16 protein-coding genes are annotated in these 19,475 nt (G+C 42.8%); 9 read left to right on the top strand and 7 right to left on the bottom strand.

The genetic code is table 11. The features are described from left to right. Positions 1 to 27: 27 nt before the first annotated feature. The 4 genes from AC1RM2_RS01785 to AC1RM2_RS01770 all read right to left on the bottom strand — a co-directional run bounded on the left by AC1RM2_RS01785 (position 28) and on the right by AC1RM2_RS01770 (position 4,869). The gene (locus tag AC1RM2_RS01785; RefSeq protein WP_492982792.1) at positions 28 to 1,428 is read right to left on the bottom strand and encodes an ATP-binding protein; all 1,401 of its coding nucleotides are present in this window, start codon (positions 1,426 to 1,428) and stop codon (positions 28 to 30) included. A gap of 164 nt (positions 1,429 to 1,592) precedes the next feature. Continuing rightward, complete coding sequence (locus AC1RM2_RS01780) at positions 1,593 to 2,960, bottom strand: IS4 family transposase (protein WP_492982790.1); 1,368 nt, start codon at positions 2,958 to 2,960, stop codon at positions 1,593 to 1,595. A gap of 86 nt (positions 2,961 to 3,046) precedes the next feature. Beyond that, positions 3,047 to 3,802 carry a LytR/AlgR family response regulator transcription factor gene (locus AC1RM2_RS01775; protein ID WP_492982788.1) on the bottom strand — a complete coding sequence of 252 codons (756 nt, stop codon included), beginning with the start codon at positions 3,800 to 3,802 and terminating at the stop codon, positions 3,047 to 3,049. Next, positions 3,799 to 4,869 (bottom strand): sensor histidine kinase, encoded by a 1,071-nt coding sequence (locus AC1RM2_RS01770; RefSeq protein ID WP_492982786.1) that lies wholly within the window; start codon positions 4,867 to 4,869, stop codon positions 3,799 to 3,801. Before AC1RM2_RS01770 ends, AC1RM2_RS01775 begins: the two co-directional genes overlap by 4 nt. 345 nt (positions 4,870 to 5,214) lie before the next feature. Here AC1RM2_RS01770 and AC1RM2_RS01765 point away from each other — a divergent pair, with 345 nt between their 5' ends. Beyond that, a complete protein-coding gene (locus tag AC1RM2_RS01765) occupies positions 5,215 to 8,061 on the top strand; it encodes an outer membrane beta-barrel protein (protein WP_492982784.1) in 2,847 nt (948 codons plus the stop codon). Between the two features lie 158 nt (positions 8,062 to 8,219). On the opposite strand, the gene AC1RM2_RS01760 is transcribed toward AC1RM2_RS01765, so the two are convergent. Then, positions 8,220 to 9,470, bottom strand: coding sequence for a hypothetical protein (locus AC1RM2_RS01760; protein WP_492982782.1), 1,251 nt, complete (start codon positions 9,468 to 9,470; stop codon positions 8,220 to 8,222). Between the two features lie 26 nt (positions 9,471 to 9,496). Further along, positions 9,497 to 10,762, bottom strand: coding sequence for an outer membrane protein (locus tag AC1RM2_RS01755; protein WP_492982780.1), 1,266 nt, complete (start codon positions 10,760 to 10,762; stop codon positions 9,497 to 9,499). 161 nt (positions 10,763 to 10,923) lie between these two features. Here AC1RM2_RS01755 and AC1RM2_RS01750 point away from each other — a divergent pair, with 161 nt between their 5' ends. The 8 genes from AC1RM2_RS01750 to AC1RM2_RS01715 all read left to right on the top strand — a co-directional run bounded on the left by AC1RM2_RS01750 (position 10,924) and on the right by AC1RM2_RS01715 (position 18,664). Next, positions 10,924 to 11,796: an AraC family transcriptional regulator gene (locus tag AC1RM2_RS01750; protein ID WP_492982778.1), complete on the top strand. Its 873-nt coding sequence runs from the start codon at positions 10,924 to 10,926 to the stop codon at positions 11,794 to 11,796. Between the two features lie 235 nt (positions 11,797 to 12,031). After that, on the top strand, positions 12,032 to 12,364 hold the full coding sequence (locus AC1RM2_RS01745; protein ID WP_492982776.1) for an L-rhamnose mutarotase: 333 nt from the start codon (positions 12,032 to 12,034) through the stop codon (positions 12,362 to 12,364). Between the two features lie 28 nt (positions 12,365 to 12,392). Continuing rightward, complete coding sequence (locus AC1RM2_RS01740) at positions 12,393 to 13,742, top strand: alpha-L-fucosidase (RefSeq protein WP_492982774.1); 1,350 nt, start codon at positions 12,393 to 12,395, stop codon at positions 13,740 to 13,742. A gap of 210 nt (positions 13,743 to 13,952) precedes the next feature. Next, positions 13,953 to 15,611 (top strand): UxaA family hydrolase, encoded by a 1,659-nt coding sequence (locus tag AC1RM2_RS01735; protein ID WP_492982772.1) that lies wholly within the window; start codon positions 13,953 to 13,955, stop codon positions 15,609 to 15,611. A gap of 121 nt (positions 15,612 to 15,732) precedes the next feature. Then, positions 15,733 to 16,497 (top strand): SDR family NAD(P)-dependent oxidoreductase, encoded by a 765-nt coding sequence (locus tag AC1RM2_RS01730; RefSeq protein WP_492982770.1) that lies wholly within the window; start codon positions 15,733 to 15,735, stop codon positions 16,495 to 16,497. Between the two features lie 24 nt (positions 16,498 to 16,521). Next, on the top strand, positions 16,522 to 17,367 hold the full coding sequence (locus AC1RM2_RS01725) for a fumarylacetoacetate hydrolase family protein (RefSeq protein WP_492982768.1): 846 nt from the start codon (positions 16,522 to 16,524) through the stop codon (positions 17,365 to 17,367). Continuing rightward, positions 17,360 to 18,190, top strand: a complete 831-nt coding sequence (locus AC1RM2_RS01720; protein ID WP_492982766.1) for an amidohydrolase family protein — start codon at positions 17,360 to 17,362, stop codon at positions 18,188 to 18,190. Before AC1RM2_RS01725 ends, AC1RM2_RS01720 begins: the two co-directional genes overlap by 8 nt. Before the next feature lie 321 nt (positions 18,191 to 18,511). Beyond that, positions 18,512 to 18,664, top strand: coding sequence for a hypothetical protein (locus AC1RM2_RS01715; protein ID WP_274208555.1), 153 nt, complete (start codon positions 18,512 to 18,514; stop codon positions 18,662 to 18,664). 151 nt (positions 18,665 to 18,815) lie between these two features. On the opposite strand, the gene AC1RM2_RS01710 is transcribed toward AC1RM2_RS01715, so the two are convergent. Beyond that, the gene (locus AC1RM2_RS01710; protein ID WP_274208554.1) at positions 18,816 to 19,343 is read right to left on the bottom strand and encodes a DinB family protein; all 528 of its coding nucleotides are present in this window, start codon (positions 19,341 to 19,343) and stop codon (positions 18,816 to 18,818) included. Between the last annotated feature and the right edge of the window lie 132 nt (positions 19,344 to 19,475).

Raw genomic sequence — 19,475 nt, 5'->3', positions numbered from 1 at the left:
TAATGTTTTAAATAAAAAAATGTTTTACTATCCGTCAATCAGGAAGCAAACATTAAATACTGTACAACCGGGCGTCGATTTTACTTTGATCGATCCTCGGTGTTGTTTTACAATCCGTTGTACTACTTCCAGTCCCATCCCGGTGCCTTTGCCCATCTCTTTGGTTGTAAAAAACGGATCGAAGATCTGACTTTGGATATCTTCCGGAATGCCCGGCCCATCGTCGATGATGAAAACTTCCACAAACTCGCGGTCGCGCCGGGTTTTAATGGTCAGGATGCCTTTGCCTGCCGGCGCCATGGCATCAAGCGCGTTATCAATAAGGTTTGTCCAAACCTGGTTAAGTTCGCCAATCAGTGCTTTTACTTCGGGCAAAGTTCGGTCAAAATCTTCAACAACGGTAACATTTCCTTTACGAATTTTGTACCCCAGCATAGTAAGCGTATTGGTAATACCAATATGGATATCGGCATATTGCTTATCCTGCCCGCGGTCCATGTGTGTAAAGGTTTTAACAGAACTTACCAGTTCGGCTATCCGTTTGGATGATTCCTGTATATCCTGGATCATTTTTTCGGCCACCAGCTTATTACTCATCCAGTTAAAAATTGTAGATAAAAACTGCTTCGGGATATAGCTTTTTAAGGCGTCCAGGTTCTCAACCTTGAAGTTAAAGTCAACAAAGCTTTCGGCAATTTCGTAGCTGTTTTCTATTTCGTTCTCGTCCAGCCATTCGCCAATTTCATCTTCCCGGTGCGTACGTTGCTTAAGGCTCAGGCGACCTTCATCTTTGGCCGTAAGCACTTTAAACATCTCATTGGTTACGCCATCAACCTGGTCCGAGTTCATTTTTATGGCAAACATACCTTTTATGGCTTCGGGAACCAGTTGCAGATGTTTGCTTAGGGAAGTAGAATCGCGCACTATGGCCGATGCCGGGTTATTCAACTCGTGAGCCAGGCCGGCCGATAGTTTGCCCAGCGCCATCATTTTTTCGTTTTGCTGCTGCAGGGCTGTAAAATCGCGAACGCGGTTGGTCATGATGTGCACTAACGCCTGGGTAAGCTCAAAATGATTCTTGATCATTTCATTGATCCGTTCGGTAGGGAAGCTCAATACATGCAATTCGCCAATTGCTTCGGCATAGCCTTTTGAAATGAGGCCCCGCGAAAACGGAAGGTACCCTGTTATACTTCCAGGCCCCGCGGCAACAAAATCGCGACGGCCGCGGCTTTGCAGCATATAAAAACGCATGCTGCCTTCAACAATAATATGTGGCCCCGTGGCCGGGGTACCTGGCTCGTTGAGCAGCGTACCATCTTCAATAATTTTGTATTCACTATTATCTATCAGCCATTGCAGCTGATCATCCGGGACGTGCTCTAAAGCTTCGAGCGATTTAAGCCAGGATACTGTTACCTCTTGCATAAAATAAAATTAGGGATTATTATTTAATGCGGGAGAATGAGAGAGAAAAAATTGCAATAAAAGGAGCCTCACCTAAATCCTCTCCAAAGGAGAGGACTTTTGATTAGCATGTAGGAAAGGTTCGATTATATTTAACGTGATTTTTAGAACCCTCTCCTTTGGAGCTACCCCTTACCCAAATTTTGTTGATTCAAGATTTGATAAGTTTTCACAGCGTCGATCAATCGTCGGTAACCGGTCCATATAGCTTTTAAACCGGGAGGTCCATCAGATTTTCTACCCAGATGCCCTCCCAGTTTACCTATCCATGCGGCGGCTTCTGCTAATGTCGGCGGTTGGCTTGTCACATTATTCGATTTGTGTATTAGCATGTACAGAACAACCCATTGGTCTTTAGTCAGTACAAGTTCGCAACTCACATTTGGGCTTTGTCTTGACTGATAAACCAACTGCATCATCCGCATAGCCGATATGCTGTATAAGTGTATCGCTTTTTGCAAAGAAGAGGCTTTCTTTAGCTGTAATTCTTCTACCTGTGTACCACTTTTAAGCACGTAATGAAAACGCTCTATCAGCCACCTGTAACAATACCATTTTACACATTGCAGAGCTTCTGCTACGGTGTTAACCGGTAAAGTAGTCAATAGTTTCCAATACAGCACCTCTTCCTGCCAGTCCTGCTTTGCTGAAATCTGTTTAAGTTCAATGGCTGACATCGACACGCTTTCATATTGATTACTGCTTCCCTGAGGACGAAGTATTTCTATTTGGTGATAACGGATTTCAACTTCAATTGCAGCTGTCTTTTTACCTGTTTTATCCGGGATATTCAATGTTGTTTTTGCTGCTAAGGGCTCCGCTGCAACTGCATCCCAAAGCAGGCTTTTATCATTTAGCTTACGATTATGCTTTGCCCGGATTAGTAAATCGGTATTTTCTTCATAAGCGCAAAAGAACAATTCATAGATATCTGCTTCCCTGTCTGCGATGTGTATTTTGTGTATGGTATTCCCTAAAAGCTCGTTGACTGTAGTTATTCCCTTATACCAATGATAACTCTCTTTATCTTCAAAGGGTGTATATGATCTCTTTTTAGACTTGCCCAATTCTTCTAATGGACGTACGAAATTATGCTGATAAAGTAATGATAGGGGAACTCCTGTGGTGCTGATAGCTATACTGTTGTAAGCGATAATGCCCCTTGCCTCCGTATTAGCCAGATATCCGAGACCCGATGCTGCACTATCATTATAACTAATCTGGCAAAAATCATGAGCAACCAATACTTTATCTGTTCCAGCAACCTGGCTGCTTCCATAACTTGATATAATTTGCTCAAGTGCCTGAAGGCTTACATCTTCATTCTTGTAAAACTCATAGGTAGCCTTCGTAGAATACCAGCCACCATTCTGCCCTGGAATACTGCTGCCAGGGTTACTGCTTAAATTATTAATTATAGATACAAAACGCTCATTCCGACGAATATCGCCAAGATCCAAATCTGGGAAATCCTTTATACTTACCTGATGCATAGAATTATTTTTCCAAATATCAGTTTTAACCCACTTTATTTAAAATTTGGGTAAGGGGTAGCCTTTGGAGAGGGCAGGGTGAGGTTCTACACCCACTTACTCAAAAACACCCCGAAAGCATCTTTGTACTGATCGCCAACGGTGATGTTTATTTTGCCAATTTGCAGGGCGTTGCGTGTAATGGAGTTTATTTTATCTAACGATACAATGAACGAGCGGTGCACCCGCATAAAACGTTTTGATGGCAGCTTTTCTTCCAGCGATTTTAAACTGGTGAGCGATAGCAGGGCTTTCTCGGTGCCTTGCAGGTATATTTTAACGTAATCTTTCAGGCCCTCTATGTACAGGATATCCTTAAGCGCTATGCGTACCAGTTGGTACTCTATCTTTAAAAAAAGGTAGTCGTCCTCAATGCGGTGCTCCTCGGCAATAGTTGCTTTAGTGGGGGCAGGGTTGGCCGAGCGTTGCAACAGCTCGGCATAGCTTAATGCTTTGTTGGCAGCATGCAAAAACTCTTCGTAATTAAAAGGCTTCAGCAGGTAATCCAATGCATCAACTTTATAACCTTCCAGCGCAAACTGGTTGTAAGCTGTGGTAAAAATAATGCGCGGCTTATTGGCGCCCCGGCTATCCAGCACACGGGCCAGTTCGATGCCGTTCAGGTTGGGCATCTGTATATCCAAAAAAATAAGATCAACTTTTTGGTCCTGTAATCCAACCAGCGCTTCAACCGCGCTGCTGTAGCGGCCTGTAAGTTTTAAAAAAGGTGTTTGCTCAATAAATGCGCAAACCAGGCCAAGGGCCAGGGGTTCATCATCAACGGCAATACAGTTTAATATCATGACAGGTTGAGTGTTAAGTGAACTTTATAAGTATTGGCTTCGGGGTCTTCGTTTATATCTAATGTGTATTTTTGGGCATACAGCAAATCTAAACGGCGCAGGGTATTGGTAAGGCCAATGCCTTTGTTTTCTTCCAGGTTGGGGTTGGCGTCTTTATAAATCGAATTTTCTACCCGCAATTCCAGTAGCCCGGCATTTTGTTCAACGCTAATGAGGATGTCGCTGGGCTGCGTCGCACTTATGCCATGTTTAAAAGCATTCTCCACAAAGGGTAAAAATATCATGGGGGCAACGGTCATATCATTAACCGCGGCGGGCGAATTAAACGTAACCTTCACCTTATCGGTAAGCCGCAGTTCCATCAGGCTGATGTAGTCTTTTATAAAGGCTACTTCCTGGCTTAACAATGCTGTACCGTGTTGGGTATCATATAACACATACCGCATCATCCGCGAAAGCTGGTGAATGGCTTTGCGCGATGTTTCGGCATTGATATGCGTAAGCGCGTAAATGTTATTCAGCGTATTGAAAAAGAAATGCGGGTTGATCTGCGCTTTCAGGAAGGATAACTCCGAACTGATCTTGTCCTGCTCTAAAGTTTCGCGCAGCCTGATATCAGCCTGCCACTTTTGGATGGCTGTAATGCTGGTGCTGATGCCCAGCACCAATGCCATAATAAACAAAACTGCAAAATCATAATAATGATTTTTTTCGCCGCGCTTTGGGGGGCCGTGTTTATGAAATGCCGCATCCATTAGCTGGTGCATATGCAGCCAGCGATCAAACAGTATGTTTAAAAAATAAATAGCGATTACCAGGAAAATTACTATCAGAAAATATACACCCGTGCGGTTCTTTAATAAATATTGCGGTACCAATACGGCCGAGTTTAAATAAAAAGAACCTACCAGCATAAAAAAGATGAGGTTTTGCTTTATCCAAAATTGGTAAGGCAACTCAATATTCATAGTAAGGGGCTGGTACCCGAACAGTATAAAACCCAATACCAGCCACGTTAAAACGTGAATGAGGATAGTAATAGTAACACTTTTTGATTTGAGGCTCATTGCTGGTTATAATCAGGAGTCAAGATACGAGAATCAGGACTATTAATGTTTTTTATTTTTTCGACAGAAAATCTTGACCTGAGATTTTCGATTACGGTTTAATAATCATTCAATATTACTAAACCATTTGGTTATCAGTCAACCATAATCGCCTAACAGGCACAACTTGCCGACAAATGGCTAAAATTAACCGTTGAATACTGTCAATTGGAGTTTAATGCTGCAAATACATGGTTCTATAGGGAAAAAACATGTCTTCGTCTACATTTACTATGCCCCGGTCTATTGTGTTTTTTGGGGTGATGCTGATGTTATTGCTTTGTGTTGCAAATAAGCCACAACACAATGAAACTTAAATTTACATACCTGATAATTGCAGCCTTGCTGTGTAACCTTGCAACCTTTGCACAAACGGGCAGACGGGTTAAGGGCACGGTAACAGACTCCACCGGGGTAGCCTTGCCAGGTACTACCATTAAACTGTTAACCGGCACCGATAGCACCAAAGTTATTACCGACAGTAAAGGCGCTTTTACTTTTGATGATGTAAAAGTTAATCAGTTTAGCCTGGTTTTAAACTCGATAGGTTACCAGGGGCTACGCCGGCGTTTTGTGTTGGATAATGCCAATACTCCTGTGTTTTTAAAGCCCATTATTCTTAAAAACGACACCTATATGCTTAACACCGTCACTATATCGGATGTTAACCCGGTGAAACTTAAGGAAGATACAATTGAATTTAACGCAGCGGCCTACCCTGTACGTGATAATGCGCCTGTAGAGGATGTTATCAAAAAACTACCCGGCGTTGATGTTGATAAAGATGGCAATATTACCGCCCAGGGCAAAAGCGTTACCAAAGTAAGGGTAAACGGGAAAGATTTTTTTGGCGGTGATGTAAAATCGGCCACCAAAAACCTGCCGGCAGATATTGTGCAAAACATCCAGATTATTGATGATTATGGCGATCAGGCCAATCTTACAGGCGTAAAAAGCGGCGAGCCCGAGAAAATTCTGAACATTACCATAAAGCAAAGCAAAAACTACGGCTACTTTGGCCAGGCCAGCTTAGGAGGGGGCAGGGATGCCATACCCGGTATAGCAAACAGCCAGGAAAGTAACCGGTATGTAGCATCGGCAAATTTTTTCAAATTCAACGGCGATCAGCAACTGGCTTTTTTAGGTAACCTGAATAATACCAATACCAACTTGTTTACGTTTAACGGCGGCGGCCCAAGGGGTGGTGGTCCGGGCGGCCCTCCGGGGGGCAATAGCAGCAATACCAATGGTATCACCACAGCCCGCTCGTTTGGGCTTAACTACCGCGATAGCTGGGGCAAAAAAGTTACCGCGTATGGCAGCTATAGCTTTGCCGATAACTCGGTGTATACGCTTAACAAAACCATTCAAAACAATATATCTACATTAAACCCAAGCACCAATACCAATAACAATACCCAAAACGACGAGAAGCTGAACCATCGCTTCAACTTCAATATCGAAATTAAGCCAGATACGGTTAACTACATAAAAATTACACCATCATTTGCTTACGCGCGGGTAACTACCACACAGTTAGGCAGCAGTTTGCTGGTTAATAACTCGCAAACCATATCTAACTATAATTTTGATACCTACAGTAACCAAACCGAGCCAAATTATGGTGCCAATGTGTTATTTAACCACCGTTTTGCCCGTAAAGGCCGCAACTTTAGCCTGAACGTGGGGGCCGGGTCATATAAGATCAATAAATATCAAAACCCGGTTTACACTTACCTGGATGGGGCTGCAAACGCACCGCTAAACCAATTTATTAACACCAATAGCCGTACCGATAGCGTGGGTACAAGCGTATCGTTTTTGGAGCCGGTAAGTAAAAAAGGCTATCTTGAACTAACCTACGCCTATCATTACGCCTATACCACAGCCGATAAACTAACTGATACCCTTAACCTTGATGGCGTAACCAAAGATTATTATGGCTTGCTGAGTAACAGTTATAACTCCACGTTTATTACCAACCGTTTTGGGTTAAACTATCGTTTTATCGATAAAAAGTATAACTACACGTTGGGTTTGGTAGCACAGCCAACCATACTGCGCGGGCAATCATTAACCAATGGTGCTTCGCCAACAGATAGCCACACATTTAACTTGGCGCCTAATGCCAGGTTCATTTACAACTTCTCGCGCAATCAGTCGTTGAGCTTAAATTATAACGGTGCCAGCAGTCAGCCAACTTATACCGAGCTGCAGCCTGTTACCGATTTTAGCAACGCATCGTACCCGGTACAAGGTAACCCCGATTTAAAGCCGGAGTTTAATAACAACCTGTCCATCCGGTACAACAAGTTTAATTTCGAGAGCGGTAACGTGTTTTTTAGTAATTTATCTTTCACCACTACCGATAATAAGATTGTAGCCAACACCGTCAATTATCCTAAAACGTACACGCCAAACAGCAAATTGGCCGGGAGCATTTTAACCCAGTATTTAAATGCCGATGGGTATTACTCGGCACAAGGCTTTTATGTATTTGCCAAGCCGTGGGATAAAAGAAAATATAATTTATTCTTTATAGGCAACGTTGCGTACAATAATAACATCTCTTATATAAGTAATGTCGATTCGACAAGTTATGCCATGACAACCGAGAAAAATATAGCTAAAAACCTGGTGCTATCGCAAGGTGTAAAATTCAGGCTGAGTATTACTGATGTTGTAGATGCCGAGGCCAGTACAACCTATGCGGTTAATAAATCGAATAATTCGATCACCACGGCTAATATCAACAATAATTTCAGTTCGCTTAACCTGGGCATCAACGGCAAAAATTATTTATGGAAGGATTGGACCGTGAGTTACGATTACTCCAAGATGTTTTACTATGGTTACAAAGGCGCTACCAACCCCAATATATTAAACACCTATGTTGAGCGCAGGTTTTTAAAAGGAAACGCGGGTACCATCCGCCTATCGGCAATGGATGTGTTTAACCAAAACACGGGTTACACCAGTACGCAAAGCGGCAGCTATGTAACCCAAACCAGCAGCAACAGGCTGGGCCGGTATTATTTGTTAAGCTTTACCCTTAAGCTACAGAAGTTTGCAGGCAAAAAACCAACAATGGGCCCAGGTGGTCCCGGCGGACCTGGCCCTGGTGGTCCCCCTCCTGGCGGTGGCCCGTTTTAATGAGGGATAAAGCCTGAAAAGATATTTAAAGTCTGGCCGTCCCTGAGAAAGATGGCAAGCAATGATCATACGCGAGGTTGATCTGGATTTAGTTGATGTTATTGGTTTAAGCAATAACAGAGCGTCCCGGGGGTGAGATACCGGGACGCTTTTTAATGTTAAAACTCGTAATTGATGCCTGCTTTTATGCTGTTTGCATTTATGGTATAGTCCCTGCTATTGGTAATAGCTGCAGGTGTGGAATAGGAAACGTATATATCAACCTTTTTAGCTACAGTTATGCCCAGCTTAATAGGGAAGCTTATTAATCCCGAACTAAGGGATAGATAATTGTACGTAGTTGTTTGAAGATGACTGTTGTAGATGGAGTTGCCCGTTGTTTTTACAAAAGCGTAAGATATACCCGCATCAATAAAAAATTTAAAAGCATTGGTGTTATAAATGTTGTAAATAACCTGCGGATTAACAATTACCAAAAACTCCTTCACATTGAAATCAGATTTTGGTATGTCGGGCTGGTTAAAATAAAGATCTACAGAATTTTTATACGCTGCTCCGGTAACCATTATTTCGCCACGAACAACGAGTTTACCAACACTTGGGTTTGGATATAAATTTACGCCTGCTGCCACTGCTGGGTACACAGAAGTTGTATTTTTAGCGTCGTAAAATTTTGAGCCGTTGCTGGTGCCCGCACTGGTTGTAAATAGCGTAGCATTAACTCCCACGCCCGCAAAGAACTTCCATGCCGATTTACTACCGTAGTTTTTTTTATCAACCGTAATGTTATTAAGCTTTTGCGAAATGCTTTTCAAATCGGGGAAACTATAGGTGGCGTTTTCTATCTCGCTCTTTAATTTCTCGGATGTTGGGTTGTATTTAATGGCCAGGTCATACAGTTGTGGGATATAAATATTTTCTATTCGGGTTTGTACGCCATGATCTGGCAAATAATAAATCCGGTAAACAAGTTCCTTAACCTGGCCGGTTTTGTTGTCGCCAATAAAAAACCTCGTCTTTTTGGCATCGATGTATGAATACAAGGTTACATTAGGGCCATTTTGCTCTACCCTTAAAAATACCACATCCTGCTTTCTGGTTGAATCAACTCCGGTTTGCAATTTTGAAGTGTTGGTTTCATCCATGCTGATCTCGCCTGAGTATCTTTGATAAATAGATGAATTAAGTAATTCAAAATAGCTTATATCATCTACCGTATAGGTTTTAACACCTGCCGCGTTTTTAAATTCTACGTTTTTGGGATTGCCAAACCATTCTTTCTGGTTTATTTCGCCACGTAAGGTGTCGCCTTTAAGGGTAACAACATAGCCCGGCTTATAATTGCTTTGCGCCATGGCTATGGCAGGAAGCATAAAGGCTGCCAAAATGAGTTTGTTTAGGTGTTTCATGAGATAAGGGTTAGTTAAAATATTGCTTAGTTAAAAGTATAATTTAGTCCTATTTGAACAGCACTTACCTGTATATAGTAGGCATCGGTGTTGGTAAAAGTTGCATTAGGGATATAAGCTACAGATACGTCAAACTTTTTATTGATTATCGCGCCGGCATGAAACGGGAATGAAGTCCATTTGGATAGTAATCCGTAAGGGTTGGCATTTTGTGTAATTGTACCGCTACTGTTATAAACTATTTTGCTTTTATAGCTCGATATATTTAACGATGCACCTACAGCGCCGTAAAATTTAAGATCGTCGGTATTATAAAAGTTGTACAAAATCTGGGGGATTAAGGAAAACGTATTTTGATCAAGCGAGTAGTTTTCAGATGAACCGCTGTTTACCGCACTTCCCGTATATTTATTTGAGGTATAAGCTATTTCTGCCCTGAAAACAAGCTTCCCTGTATTCGGATTGGCTAATACATTTACTCCGGCAGCAATTCTTGGGAAAAAGGAGGTCGGCTTTGCGCTTTTTCCTGTAGTCCCGGCGGTTTTTACAGATGAATCAAAATCAGCAAAAGCTTTATCAGATGATATTTTACTGATATTAGCCCCCGCCGATGCAAAAAAGAAGGTTCCTTTCTTTTTACCTGTTACAACTTCATCATCTTTAGCCGTACTATGATTGATCATTCTTGATACTTCTACCAGGTTGTTATAATTATAATCTGCTTTTTCTATCCTTGTTTTTTGGTTTTGACTACCGTTAAATTTCTCGGCTAACAGATAAAGCTGCTGCATATAACCATTTTCGTTTACGGTTTTGCCATCGTTGTTATAAACCCGGTAAACCAATTCTACAGGCTGGTTGTCTTTGGTTTCGGTCACAAAAAAATGATCTTTTTTGCTATCGGTGTATTCAAACAAGGTGATTTTAGTGCCCTTTTGAATGATTTTAAGGAACACAGTATCGGTAATGGTGCTTGCATCCCGGCCCGTGGGCAGGTTTGAGATATTTGTTGGGTCGTCGTTCAGCAATCCGGCATAACGCTGATAGGCCTCCAGGTTGGTTGCCGAGAAAAATGTAATGTCGTTTACACCAAGTTCGCGGCTGTTTTTATTATCTGAGGTTGTCTTAAAACTAATCTTTCGTGGGTTAACAGCCCATTCTTTAATGTTGATGAAGCCGCGTAAAGTATCGCCTTTAAGGGTAACAACATAACCAGGTTTGTAATTGCTTTGCGCTGCAGAAAATAAAGGCAATAATAATGCCGGAAGCAGTAGTTTGTAATAAGGTTTCATCAGGGAATAATTGGATTTAATCTGGCAGCAAGATATAAAAATATATCACTTAAAAGAAAATGTAGCTTATGGTTTTTTTGGGTGGTGTAAAAAAAACGAGACAATCAGCTATTTTTACAATTATTGGCTATATTTATCGCATCAATTGTAAAATAAGCTGAATGAAACCGCAGTTATTAAAAGTTTCTTCGGGCCCTGCGCACTCATTTAGTGTGCGGCACGATGTACTGCCCGATATTAACAACCGCTGGCATTGCCACCCCGAATTGGAACTCATTTACCTGAAGAAAGGAAGCGGTACCCAGTTTGTTGGCGATAGTATAAAGCAATTCAAATCGGGCGATATGGTATTGGTTGGCCCCAACCTGCCGCATTACTGGCGTTTTGACGATTTGTATTTTAATTCCGGTGAAAATAACGGGGTAGAGGTTTTTGTAGTACACTTTTGTGAAAATTTTTGGGGCGATCAATTTTTACAACTGCCCGAAAATAAATTGATAAAGGTACTGCTCGAGAAATCAAAACGCGGGTTGCAGGTTACCGGTGGCACAAAAGAAAAAGTGGCCGTACAAATGGCCGCGATGTTAAGTACAGACGGTGCCGAGCGCATTATTATGCTGCTGAAGGCATTAAATGCTATAGCCACCAGTGTCCCTTCAAGTTACATGGCCTCCATTGGTTTTAAATACGATCATAATGATTCGGAAAATGACAGGTTGAACGGCATTTATGAGTACTCGATGCAAAATTTCAGGAAAAAGATTTACCTGGACGAGATTGCCGAGATAGCCGGTGTAAGCTCCAACTCCTTTTGCCGGTACTTTAAATCAAAAACCCGCAAAACCTTTTCGCAGTTTATCATCGAAATAAAAGTTGGCCATGCCTGTAAATTACTGATAGAAGATAAGCTTAACATTAAACAGCTATGTTACGATAGCGGGTTTAATAACTTTTCAACCTTTCACAAACATTTTAAGCTGGTAACCGGCAAAAGCCCGCTGATGTACCAGAAAGAGTTTATTAAGAACTCGTAAGCTGCCGCTGAACAACGCAGCTTCATGAGCGCCAACAGCAGCCTAATCGCGAATAATCTCCTGCGGTTGATAATACTTTCATTAGCTATTTTTTAAGTTCTCCTTGCAGGAGAAATATGGCTGGGGCTACTTTCTTATGCCAAAAAAGCTGAATGTTTTAACCATTTTATGCCAACTATTTACCTGTAAACTTTATTTCTTTGTATAACCGATATACCACTTTTTAAATCTATTTATGGCCCACCGATATTGTTTAACGCTTGATTTGGTTGACGATGCCAAACTGATTGCCGAATACGAAAAATACCACCAGGCTATCTGGCCCGAGATTCATAAAAGTATTACCGCTTACGGCATCACCAACATGGAAATTTACCGTTTTGATGTACGCCTGTTTATGATCATGGAAACCGATGATACTTTCAGTTTCGAAAAAAAGTCGGCCGCGGATGCCGCCAATCCAAAAGTGCAGGAATGGGAAAACCTGATGTGGAAATACCAGCAGGCTGTTAAAGGCGCCCAAAAAGGCGAGAAATGGGTTTTAATGGATAAAATATTTCAGCTATAAATAACCTGTCAACTAAATTATAAACCTCATGTTCAAAAAACTTCAATTATCTATGCTGGTGATGCTGGTAGCCGTTTTATCGGCATCGGCACAACAAAAAACAATTGGCACCGAAACCGATGCCCAAAAAGAAAAACGTATGGAGTGGTGGAAAGACAGCCGCTTTGGTATGTTTATTCACTGGGGATTATACTCGGGCGCGGCCAGGCACGAGTGGGTAAAACATAATGAGAAGATTGACAACGCCGGCTATCGGAAATATTTCGACCAGTTTAACCCCGATTATTTTGACCCTCAGAAATGGGCTAAACAGGCCAAAGCCGCAGGTATGAAATACGCGGTGCTTACCACCAAGCACCATGAAGGGTTTTGTCTTTTCGATTCAAAATATACCGATTATAAAGCGCCTAACACCCAGGCCAAACGCGATTTGGTACGCGAGTATGTAAACGCTTTCCGTGGGCAGGGGCTTAAAGTAGGTTTCTATTATTCGCTGTTGGATTGGCACCACCCGGATTACACTATCGATGAAATTCACCCACAATCGCCAAAAGATAAAAGCGACGCCAGCTATGCCAAACTGAATAAAAAACGTGATATGGCCAAATACAGGCAATATATGCGTAACCAGATAACCGAGTTGTTAACCAACTATGGCAAAATTGATATCCTTTGGCTCGATTTTTCTTTCCCGCGTGGTGATGGCCATGGTAAGGGTAAAGACGAGTGGGGATCTGTTGAACTGTTAAAACTGATCAGGAAATTGCAGCCTGGTATTATTGTAGATAACCGCCTTAACCTGGAAGAATATAAAGATGGTGCCGACTTTGAAACGCCGGAACAGGTAGGTACTGCCGAACTGGCCAAATACCGTGGTAAAACCTGGGAAACCTGCCAAACATTTTCAGGTTCATGGGGATACTATCGCGATGAAAATACATGGAAAACTCACCGCCAGTTACTGGATTTGCTGATAACATCGGTAAGTAACGGTGGTAACCTTATCCTTAACGTAGGCCCAACCGCCCGCGGCGAATTTGATTACCGCGCCACAAACGCGCTGGATAGTTTAGCACACTGGATGCATGCTAACGATAAATCAATTTACAACTGTACTTACGCCCCGGATACTTATAAAATACCCGAGGGTTCAAAACTTACTTACAATAAAGCAACAAAAAAACTATACGTGCAATTGTTTGATTACCCCAAGGGTAAGCTGATACTGCCTGGTTACGCCGGGAAGATTAAATATGCGCAGTTTTTAAACGATCATTCGGAGTTGTTATACAAAACATCAGGATCTGACGATCTGGAGGTTACCATGCCGGCCAAACCGCCTTATGAGATACCGGTTATTGAGTTATCGCTTAATTAATATTGGTTCATGGATCATGGTTAATGGTTCATAGTAAGAGCGTACTTTTTAGCTGTGAAATATTACCATGAACTATCAACTATGAACAAAGAAAAAGTTCATGGTTCATGGCCGAAAGTTTAGTTTGTCAAGAATCATGGTACATTGTTTTGGGTAGCTTTTTACTATGAACTATGAACCATCAACCATGAACAAAATATAAAAAATACAATGTCGCAGAAAGAAACATTTTTAAGGATTCACCCGCATGATAATGTGCTGGTTGCACTGCAGGACCTGGAGTTGGGCACCATAATTAATTTTGAGGGTGAAAGCTTTTCGCTGGTTGATCGTGTGGCCGCCAAGCACAAATTTGCTATTAATGAATTGGCACAAGGTGCAGAAATTTATATGTACGGTGTGTTGGTAGGTAAGGCCACGGTAACAATACCTAAAGGTGGTTTACTTACTACAGCCAATGTACACCACGCATCAGAGGGCTTTCACTTAGGCGAGCGTAAGCTGAGCTGGCATCAGCCCGATACCTCAAATTTTGCGGGCAAAACATTTAACGGTTATCACCGTGCCGATGGATCGGTAGGTACAGCAAATTACTGGATAGTAGTACCGCTGGTGTTTTGCGAAAACCGGAACATTCAGGTTTTAAAGGAAGCTTTGGTTGATAAGCTTGGTTATAAAAAAGCCAAAAACTACGAGGGCGATGTGGAGCAGCTAATGGAGCTTTACCAGGCAGGTAAATCGGTTGAAGAGATTTTGAATGCCGATATTCAGCTAAGTGCTGATAAACCAAATTCAAAACGCCTTTTTAAAAATATTGATGGTATCAAATTCCTGAACCATAGTATGGGCTGTGGCGGTACCAAGGATGATTCGGATGCTTTGTGCGGATTGATTGCCGGTTACATCACCCATCCAAACGTTGCAGGGGCAACGGTACTGAGCCTTGGTTGCCAGCACGCGCAGGTTAGTATTTTACAGGCCGAGATTGCCAAACGCGATCCTTCCTTCAGTAAACCAATAGTAGTACTGGAACAGCAAAAAGTAGGTACCGAAAGCGAATTGCTTAAACAAGCCCTTAAACAAACTTTTGCCGGCCTGGTACAGGCTAACCAAACTCAACGCCGGCCTGCGCCGTTATCAAAGCTATGCATCGGTATGGAGTGTGGTGGTTCTGATGGTTTTTCGGGCATTTCGGCAAACCCCGCTTTGGGTTATGTATCAGATTTGCTGGTCACCATGGGCGGCTCGGTAATCCTGGCCGAATTCCCCGAGCTTTGCGGGGTAGAACAGGAACTGAGCGACCGCTGTGCCGACGTGGAAACCGCCAACCGCTTTATGCAGTTAATGACCACCTACAACGCCCGCGCCGAGGCCGATGGCTCGGGCTTTTACGCCAACCCATCCCCGGGTAATATCCGTGACGGTTTAATCACTGATGCCATTAAATCGGCCGGGGCAGCCAAAAAAGGTGGCACATCGCCGGTTGCCGCCGTGTTGGATTATCCCGAAAAGGTAACCAGGCCCGGATTGAACCTGTTGTGCACTCCCGGCAGCGATGTGGAAAGTACTACGGCTGAAGTAGGATCGGGCGCAAATATTGTATTGTTCACCACAGGTTTGGGTACACCTACAGGTAACCCCATTACCCCGGTGATCAAACTATCAACCAATACGGTAATGTTTGAGCGTATGCCGGATATTATCGATATTAACTGCGGTACTATTATCGAAGGCGACGAAACCATACAGCAGGCCGGTGAGCGGATCCTGAACTATGTGATACAGGTTGCCAATGGCGAAATTGAACCAAAATCGGTAAAGCTTGGCCAGGACGATTTTATACCGTGGAAAAGGGGAGTGTCGTTGTAGACGCGAAGCCCAAAGCCTCCCCGGAAGGGAGGGCTTTAAAAGAATTTAAATAATTGTTAATTTAATCAATCAAACAAAAAGTCTCCCCTACCGGGGGAGATTTAGAGGGGGCCATGGGCTTATGTTCAAACTAACCAATAAATCAGCAGTAATAACCGGCGGTGGCAGCGGGATAGGCAGGGCGATGTCGATACTTTTTGCGCAGCAGGGCGCTACTGTGCACATCATCGAATTAAATGATAAAGCGGCGGCCGATACCGTTGCCGAAATAGAGGCCGCCGGTGGCAAGGCCAAAGGCTATGCCTGCGATGTAAGCAACCAGCAACAAGTAGTGGATACTTTTACAAGTATTGGTGTTATTGATATTTTGATAAATAACGCTGGCATTGCCCACATTGGCCGCGCCGATACCACCAGCACTGCCGATTTTGAAAAAGTATTTAACGTAAATGTAAAAGGTGCTTATAATTGCCTGTACGCCGTTATACCTATGCTAAAGGCAAATGGGGGCGGGGTTATCCTCAATACAGCCTCGATAGCGGCCAGCGTTGGTATTACCGATAGGTTTGCCTATTCCATGAGCAAAGGGGCTATACACGCCATGACGCTGTCTGTTGCGCGCGATTTTCTGCACGATAACATCCGCTGTAACTGCATTTCGCCGGCGCGCATCCATACCCCTTTTGTGGATGGCTTTATCGCCAAAAACTATGCGGGTCAGGAAGCCGAGATTTTCGAAAAACTCTCCAAGAGCCAGCCGATTGGCCGGATGGGCAAATCAGAAGAAGTGGCGGCGTTGGCGCTCTATTTATGTTCAGATGAAGCCGGTTTTATCACCGGTACCGATTATCCTATCGATGGCGGCTTTATCACCCTAAATAATTAAACAAAACCATAACAACAAGATACAATGAAGCTTATTAGATTTGGCGAAACCGGCAAAGAAAAAACAGGTGTCATCCTTAACAATAAAAAATACGATACTTCGGCTTTTGGCGAAAATTATACCGAGCAGTTTTTTGAAACCGACGGCCTTGCACGTTTAGCAGCGTTTATAAAAGATACCGAACTGCCCGAAGTTGCCGATGACGTGCGTTTGGGTAGCCCCTTTGCACGCCCGTCGAAAATTATCTGCATCGGTTTAAATTACGCCGATCATGCTAAAGAAACCAATGCCCCGCTGCCTCCCGAGCCGGTAATTTTCATGAAGGCCACCACAGCAATTGTTGGCCCTAATGATAATGTAGTTGTCCCCAAAAATTCGGTAAAAACCGATTGGGAAGTTGAGCTTGCTGTAGTTATCGGCAAAAAGGCCTCGTATGTTGATGAAGCTGATGCCATGAGCTACGTTGCCGGTTACGTATTACATAATGATGTATCTGAACGCGAGTTTCAACTGGAGCGTAACGGTACCTGGGATAAGGGTAAAGGCTGCGATACCTTTGCGCCGCTTGGTCCGTTTTTGGCGACTGCCGATGAAATTGAAGATCCGCACAACCTGCACTTGTGGTTAAAAGTGAACGGCGAAATTATGCAGTACGGTACCACATCAAACTTTATATTTAACCTGCCGCACATTATTTCCTATACAAGTCAGTTCATGACCTTGTTGCCCGGCGATATTATATCAACAGGTACACCGGCGGGTGTTGGCCTGGGTATGAAACCGCCTGTTTACCTTAAACCTGGCGATGTTATTGAATTGGGTATTGATGGCCTTGGCGAACAAAAACAAAACGTGGTAGCATATGCTTAAAATAGATTCGCACCAGCATTTCTGGATCTTCGACCCCGTGAGGGATAGTTGGATTAATGACCAGATGCTGGCTATAAAACGTGATTTCTCGCCGGTTGACCTGTTACCTGTTTTACAGCAACACGGCATAGATGGTTGTGTATCTGTACAGGCCAGCCAAACCGACGATGAGACTATGTTTTTGCTGGATCATGCAACCGCAAACCCTTTTGTTAAGGGTGTAGTAGGCTGGGTAAACCTGCAAGCTGATGACCTTGAAGACCAATTGCTGCAATATAAAAGCTACGATAAGCTCAAAGGTTTCCGGCATGTTTTGCAATCAGAGCCTGATGATGAATACATGTTGCAGCCTGCATTTCAAGAAGGTATAGCCGCACTCGGAAAGTATGGCTATACCTATGACATTCTGATATTTCCCCGGCATCTGCCTTTTGCTAATCAATTGGTTGGCAATTTTCCCAATCAAAAGTTTGTGGTCGATCATTTGGCCAAGCCTCACATCAGGGATAAAAAAATAGGCGACTGGCAAAAGGATATCGAAGCGCTGGCCAAACATGAAAATGTATCCTGCAAAATTTCGGGAATGCTAACCGAAGCCGATTGGGCTAACTGGAAGGTTGAAGATTTTACCCCGTATCTTGATGTAATATTCAATGCATTTGGCCCTGCCCGTGTCATGTTCGGCTCCGATTGGCCGGTTTGCCTGCTGGCAGGCGGTTACGAGGGTACCATGCAGGTAACACAAAACTATATCGCAAAGCTATCTGCTACCGAGCAGGAACAATTTTGGGGAGGCAACGCTATTTCGTTTTATAACTTGTGATTGTCCTTTTTTGATTTGGATTTCCCGTCTTGATTTTATCGAACTTGCGAAGTTTTTAAAACTTCGCAAGTTTTCTGTCTACAAGCTCAATATCCCTCAATTTTTTGCCCTCAAATTGTAACATTCTTCTAAGCATAAACGTTAATAAAATGTTGGCACATATTTAGCTATGTATAGGCAACGATTACAGCTAAAATTATAAACCGTTAAGTTTTTATCACAGTTTTAGATGTGCGTATTAAACAATTTATTTTCAACGTTATGCCTTTTATATTTTTCCAAATCACTGCACTGCTTGCCGTAATCTGTTTCACAGCTGTTATGTTCATTTTGCGCGCTAAAGCCCGCAAAAAATCAAAATCTGTTACCAAATACAAAATTGATACCGATACAACCTATGCCCGGTATGCAATTAACGAGAATGGTTTCCTTGAAGAAATAAACGAAGGGAAATTATCAAAGTATAGAAATTAGTATCCACACAGCAAGACATGTAAAAGACGATTGTTCTAAATAAAGGACAATCGTTTTTGTTTAGTAGTAAGTAGTAAGTATCAAGATTTTTTGACTTTCGGATTAACCAATTTTCGCAGCTGTCTTACTACTTACTACTTACTACTTGATACTAAATGGTACTTGCTACTTCTCGTTGATATTCTCCGCTCAGTTCGTCGGCGCTGGGGCCGTAGCTGCCGGGTATCGGGATGTTTAGCAGGCGCAGGTACACGCCTAACTGGGCGCGATGATGTACAAGCTGGCAAAAGGCAACCCTGATTACTTCGGCCTTGTTATAGTTCTGTAATATCACATCGCCATTGCTTAATGTCCAGGGTTTCAGCAGCTCTTCTTCGTTGATGTTTTGCAGGGCTTCCTTGCCTTTGGCTACAGATTGTTCCAGCAAATCTAATAAGCCCTCGGCATTTTCGGCTGTTGGGGGATTATAAGGTTCGGTGGCAAAATTTAATCCATCGGTGTACACGGCCAGTGCAAGCCAGTTTGGCAAATCAACAATGTGCACGGTAAGGTCTGCAATGGTCATGCTTTTTGGGTGCGGCTGCCATTGAAATTTGTCGGTTGGCACAATCTCGAGCATTTTACGGGTGGTTTGGGCTTCCTGCTCCAACTCCTTTAAAAACATTGGGATAATATTCATAGCGTTTTTGTTTTTGATTTATAATTCAAAGTAACAACCCGCTTGTGACAGCCCTATGTCAGCAGCATTTAATAAAGTTTAATTTATTTTATTCGTTTGTCATCACCAAAAAAATCTCAGGTTAATCTATAT

The organism is Mucilaginibacter sp. GW822-FHT03E02 (assembly GCF_058801545.1).
The sequence above is the reverse complement of the archived record's forward strand: the minus strand, read 5'-3'. Positions and strand labels throughout refer to the sequence as shown.

Excerpts from the sequence above, each read along its gene's own strand:
- AC1RM2_RS01785 (WP_492982792.1), bottom strand. The coding sequence starts at position 1,428 with ATGCAAGAGGTAACAGTATCCTGGCTTAAATCGCTCGAAGCTTTAGAG.
- AC1RM2_RS01780 (WP_492982790.1), bottom strand. The coding sequence starts at position 2,960 with ATGCATCAGGTAAGTATAAAGGATTTCCCAGATTTGGATCTTGGCGAT.
- AC1RM2_RS01775 (WP_492982788.1), bottom strand. The coding sequence starts at position 3,802 with ATGATATTAAACTGTATTGCCGTTGATGATGAACCCCTGGCCCTTGGC.
- AC1RM2_RS01770 (WP_492982786.1), bottom strand. The coding sequence starts at position 4,869 with ATGAGCCTCAAATCAAAAAGTGTTACTATTACTATCCTCATTCACGTT.
- AC1RM2_RS01765 (WP_492982784.1), top strand. The coding sequence starts at position 5,215 with ATGAAACTTAAATTTACATACCTGATAATTGCAGCCTTGCTGTGTAAC.
- AC1RM2_RS01760 (WP_492982782.1), bottom strand. The coding sequence starts at position 9,470 with ATGAAACACCTAAACAAACTCATTTTGGCAGCCTTTATGCTTCCTGCC.
- AC1RM2_RS01755 (WP_492982780.1), bottom strand. The coding sequence starts at position 10,762 with ATGAAACCTTATTACAAACTACTGCTTCCGGCATTATTATTGCCTTTA.
- AC1RM2_RS01750 (WP_492982778.1), top strand. The coding sequence starts at position 10,924 with ATGAAACCGCAGTTATTAAAAGTTTCTTCGGGCCCTGCGCACTCATTT.
- AC1RM2_RS01745 (WP_492982776.1), top strand. The coding sequence starts at position 12,032 with ATGGCCCACCGATATTGTTTAACGCTTGATTTGGTTGACGATGCCAAA.
- AC1RM2_RS01740 (WP_492982774.1), top strand. The coding sequence starts at position 12,393 with ATGTTCAAAAAACTTCAATTATCTATGCTGGTGATGCTGGTAGCCGTT.
- AC1RM2_RS01735 (WP_492982772.1), top strand. The coding sequence starts at position 13,953 with ATGTCGCAGAAAGAAACATTTTTAAGGATTCACCCGCATGATAATGTG.
- AC1RM2_RS01730 (WP_492982770.1), top strand. The coding sequence starts at position 15,733 with ATGTTCAAACTAACCAATAAATCAGCAGTAATAACCGGCGGTGGCAGC.
- AC1RM2_RS01725 (WP_492982768.1), top strand. The coding sequence starts at position 16,522 with ATGAAGCTTATTAGATTTGGCGAAACCGGCAAAGAAAAAACAGGTGTC.
- AC1RM2_RS01720 (WP_492982766.1), top strand. The coding sequence starts at position 17,360 with ATGCTTAAAATAGATTCGCACCAGCATTTCTGGATCTTCGACCCCGTG.
- AC1RM2_RS01715 (WP_274208555.1), top strand. The coding sequence starts at position 18,512 with ATGTTCATTTTGCGCGCTAAAGCCCGCAAAAAATCAAAATCTGTTACC.
- AC1RM2_RS01710 (WP_274208554.1), bottom strand. The coding sequence starts at position 19,343 with ATGAATATTATCCCAATGTTTTTAAAGGAGTTGGAGCAGGAAGCCCAA.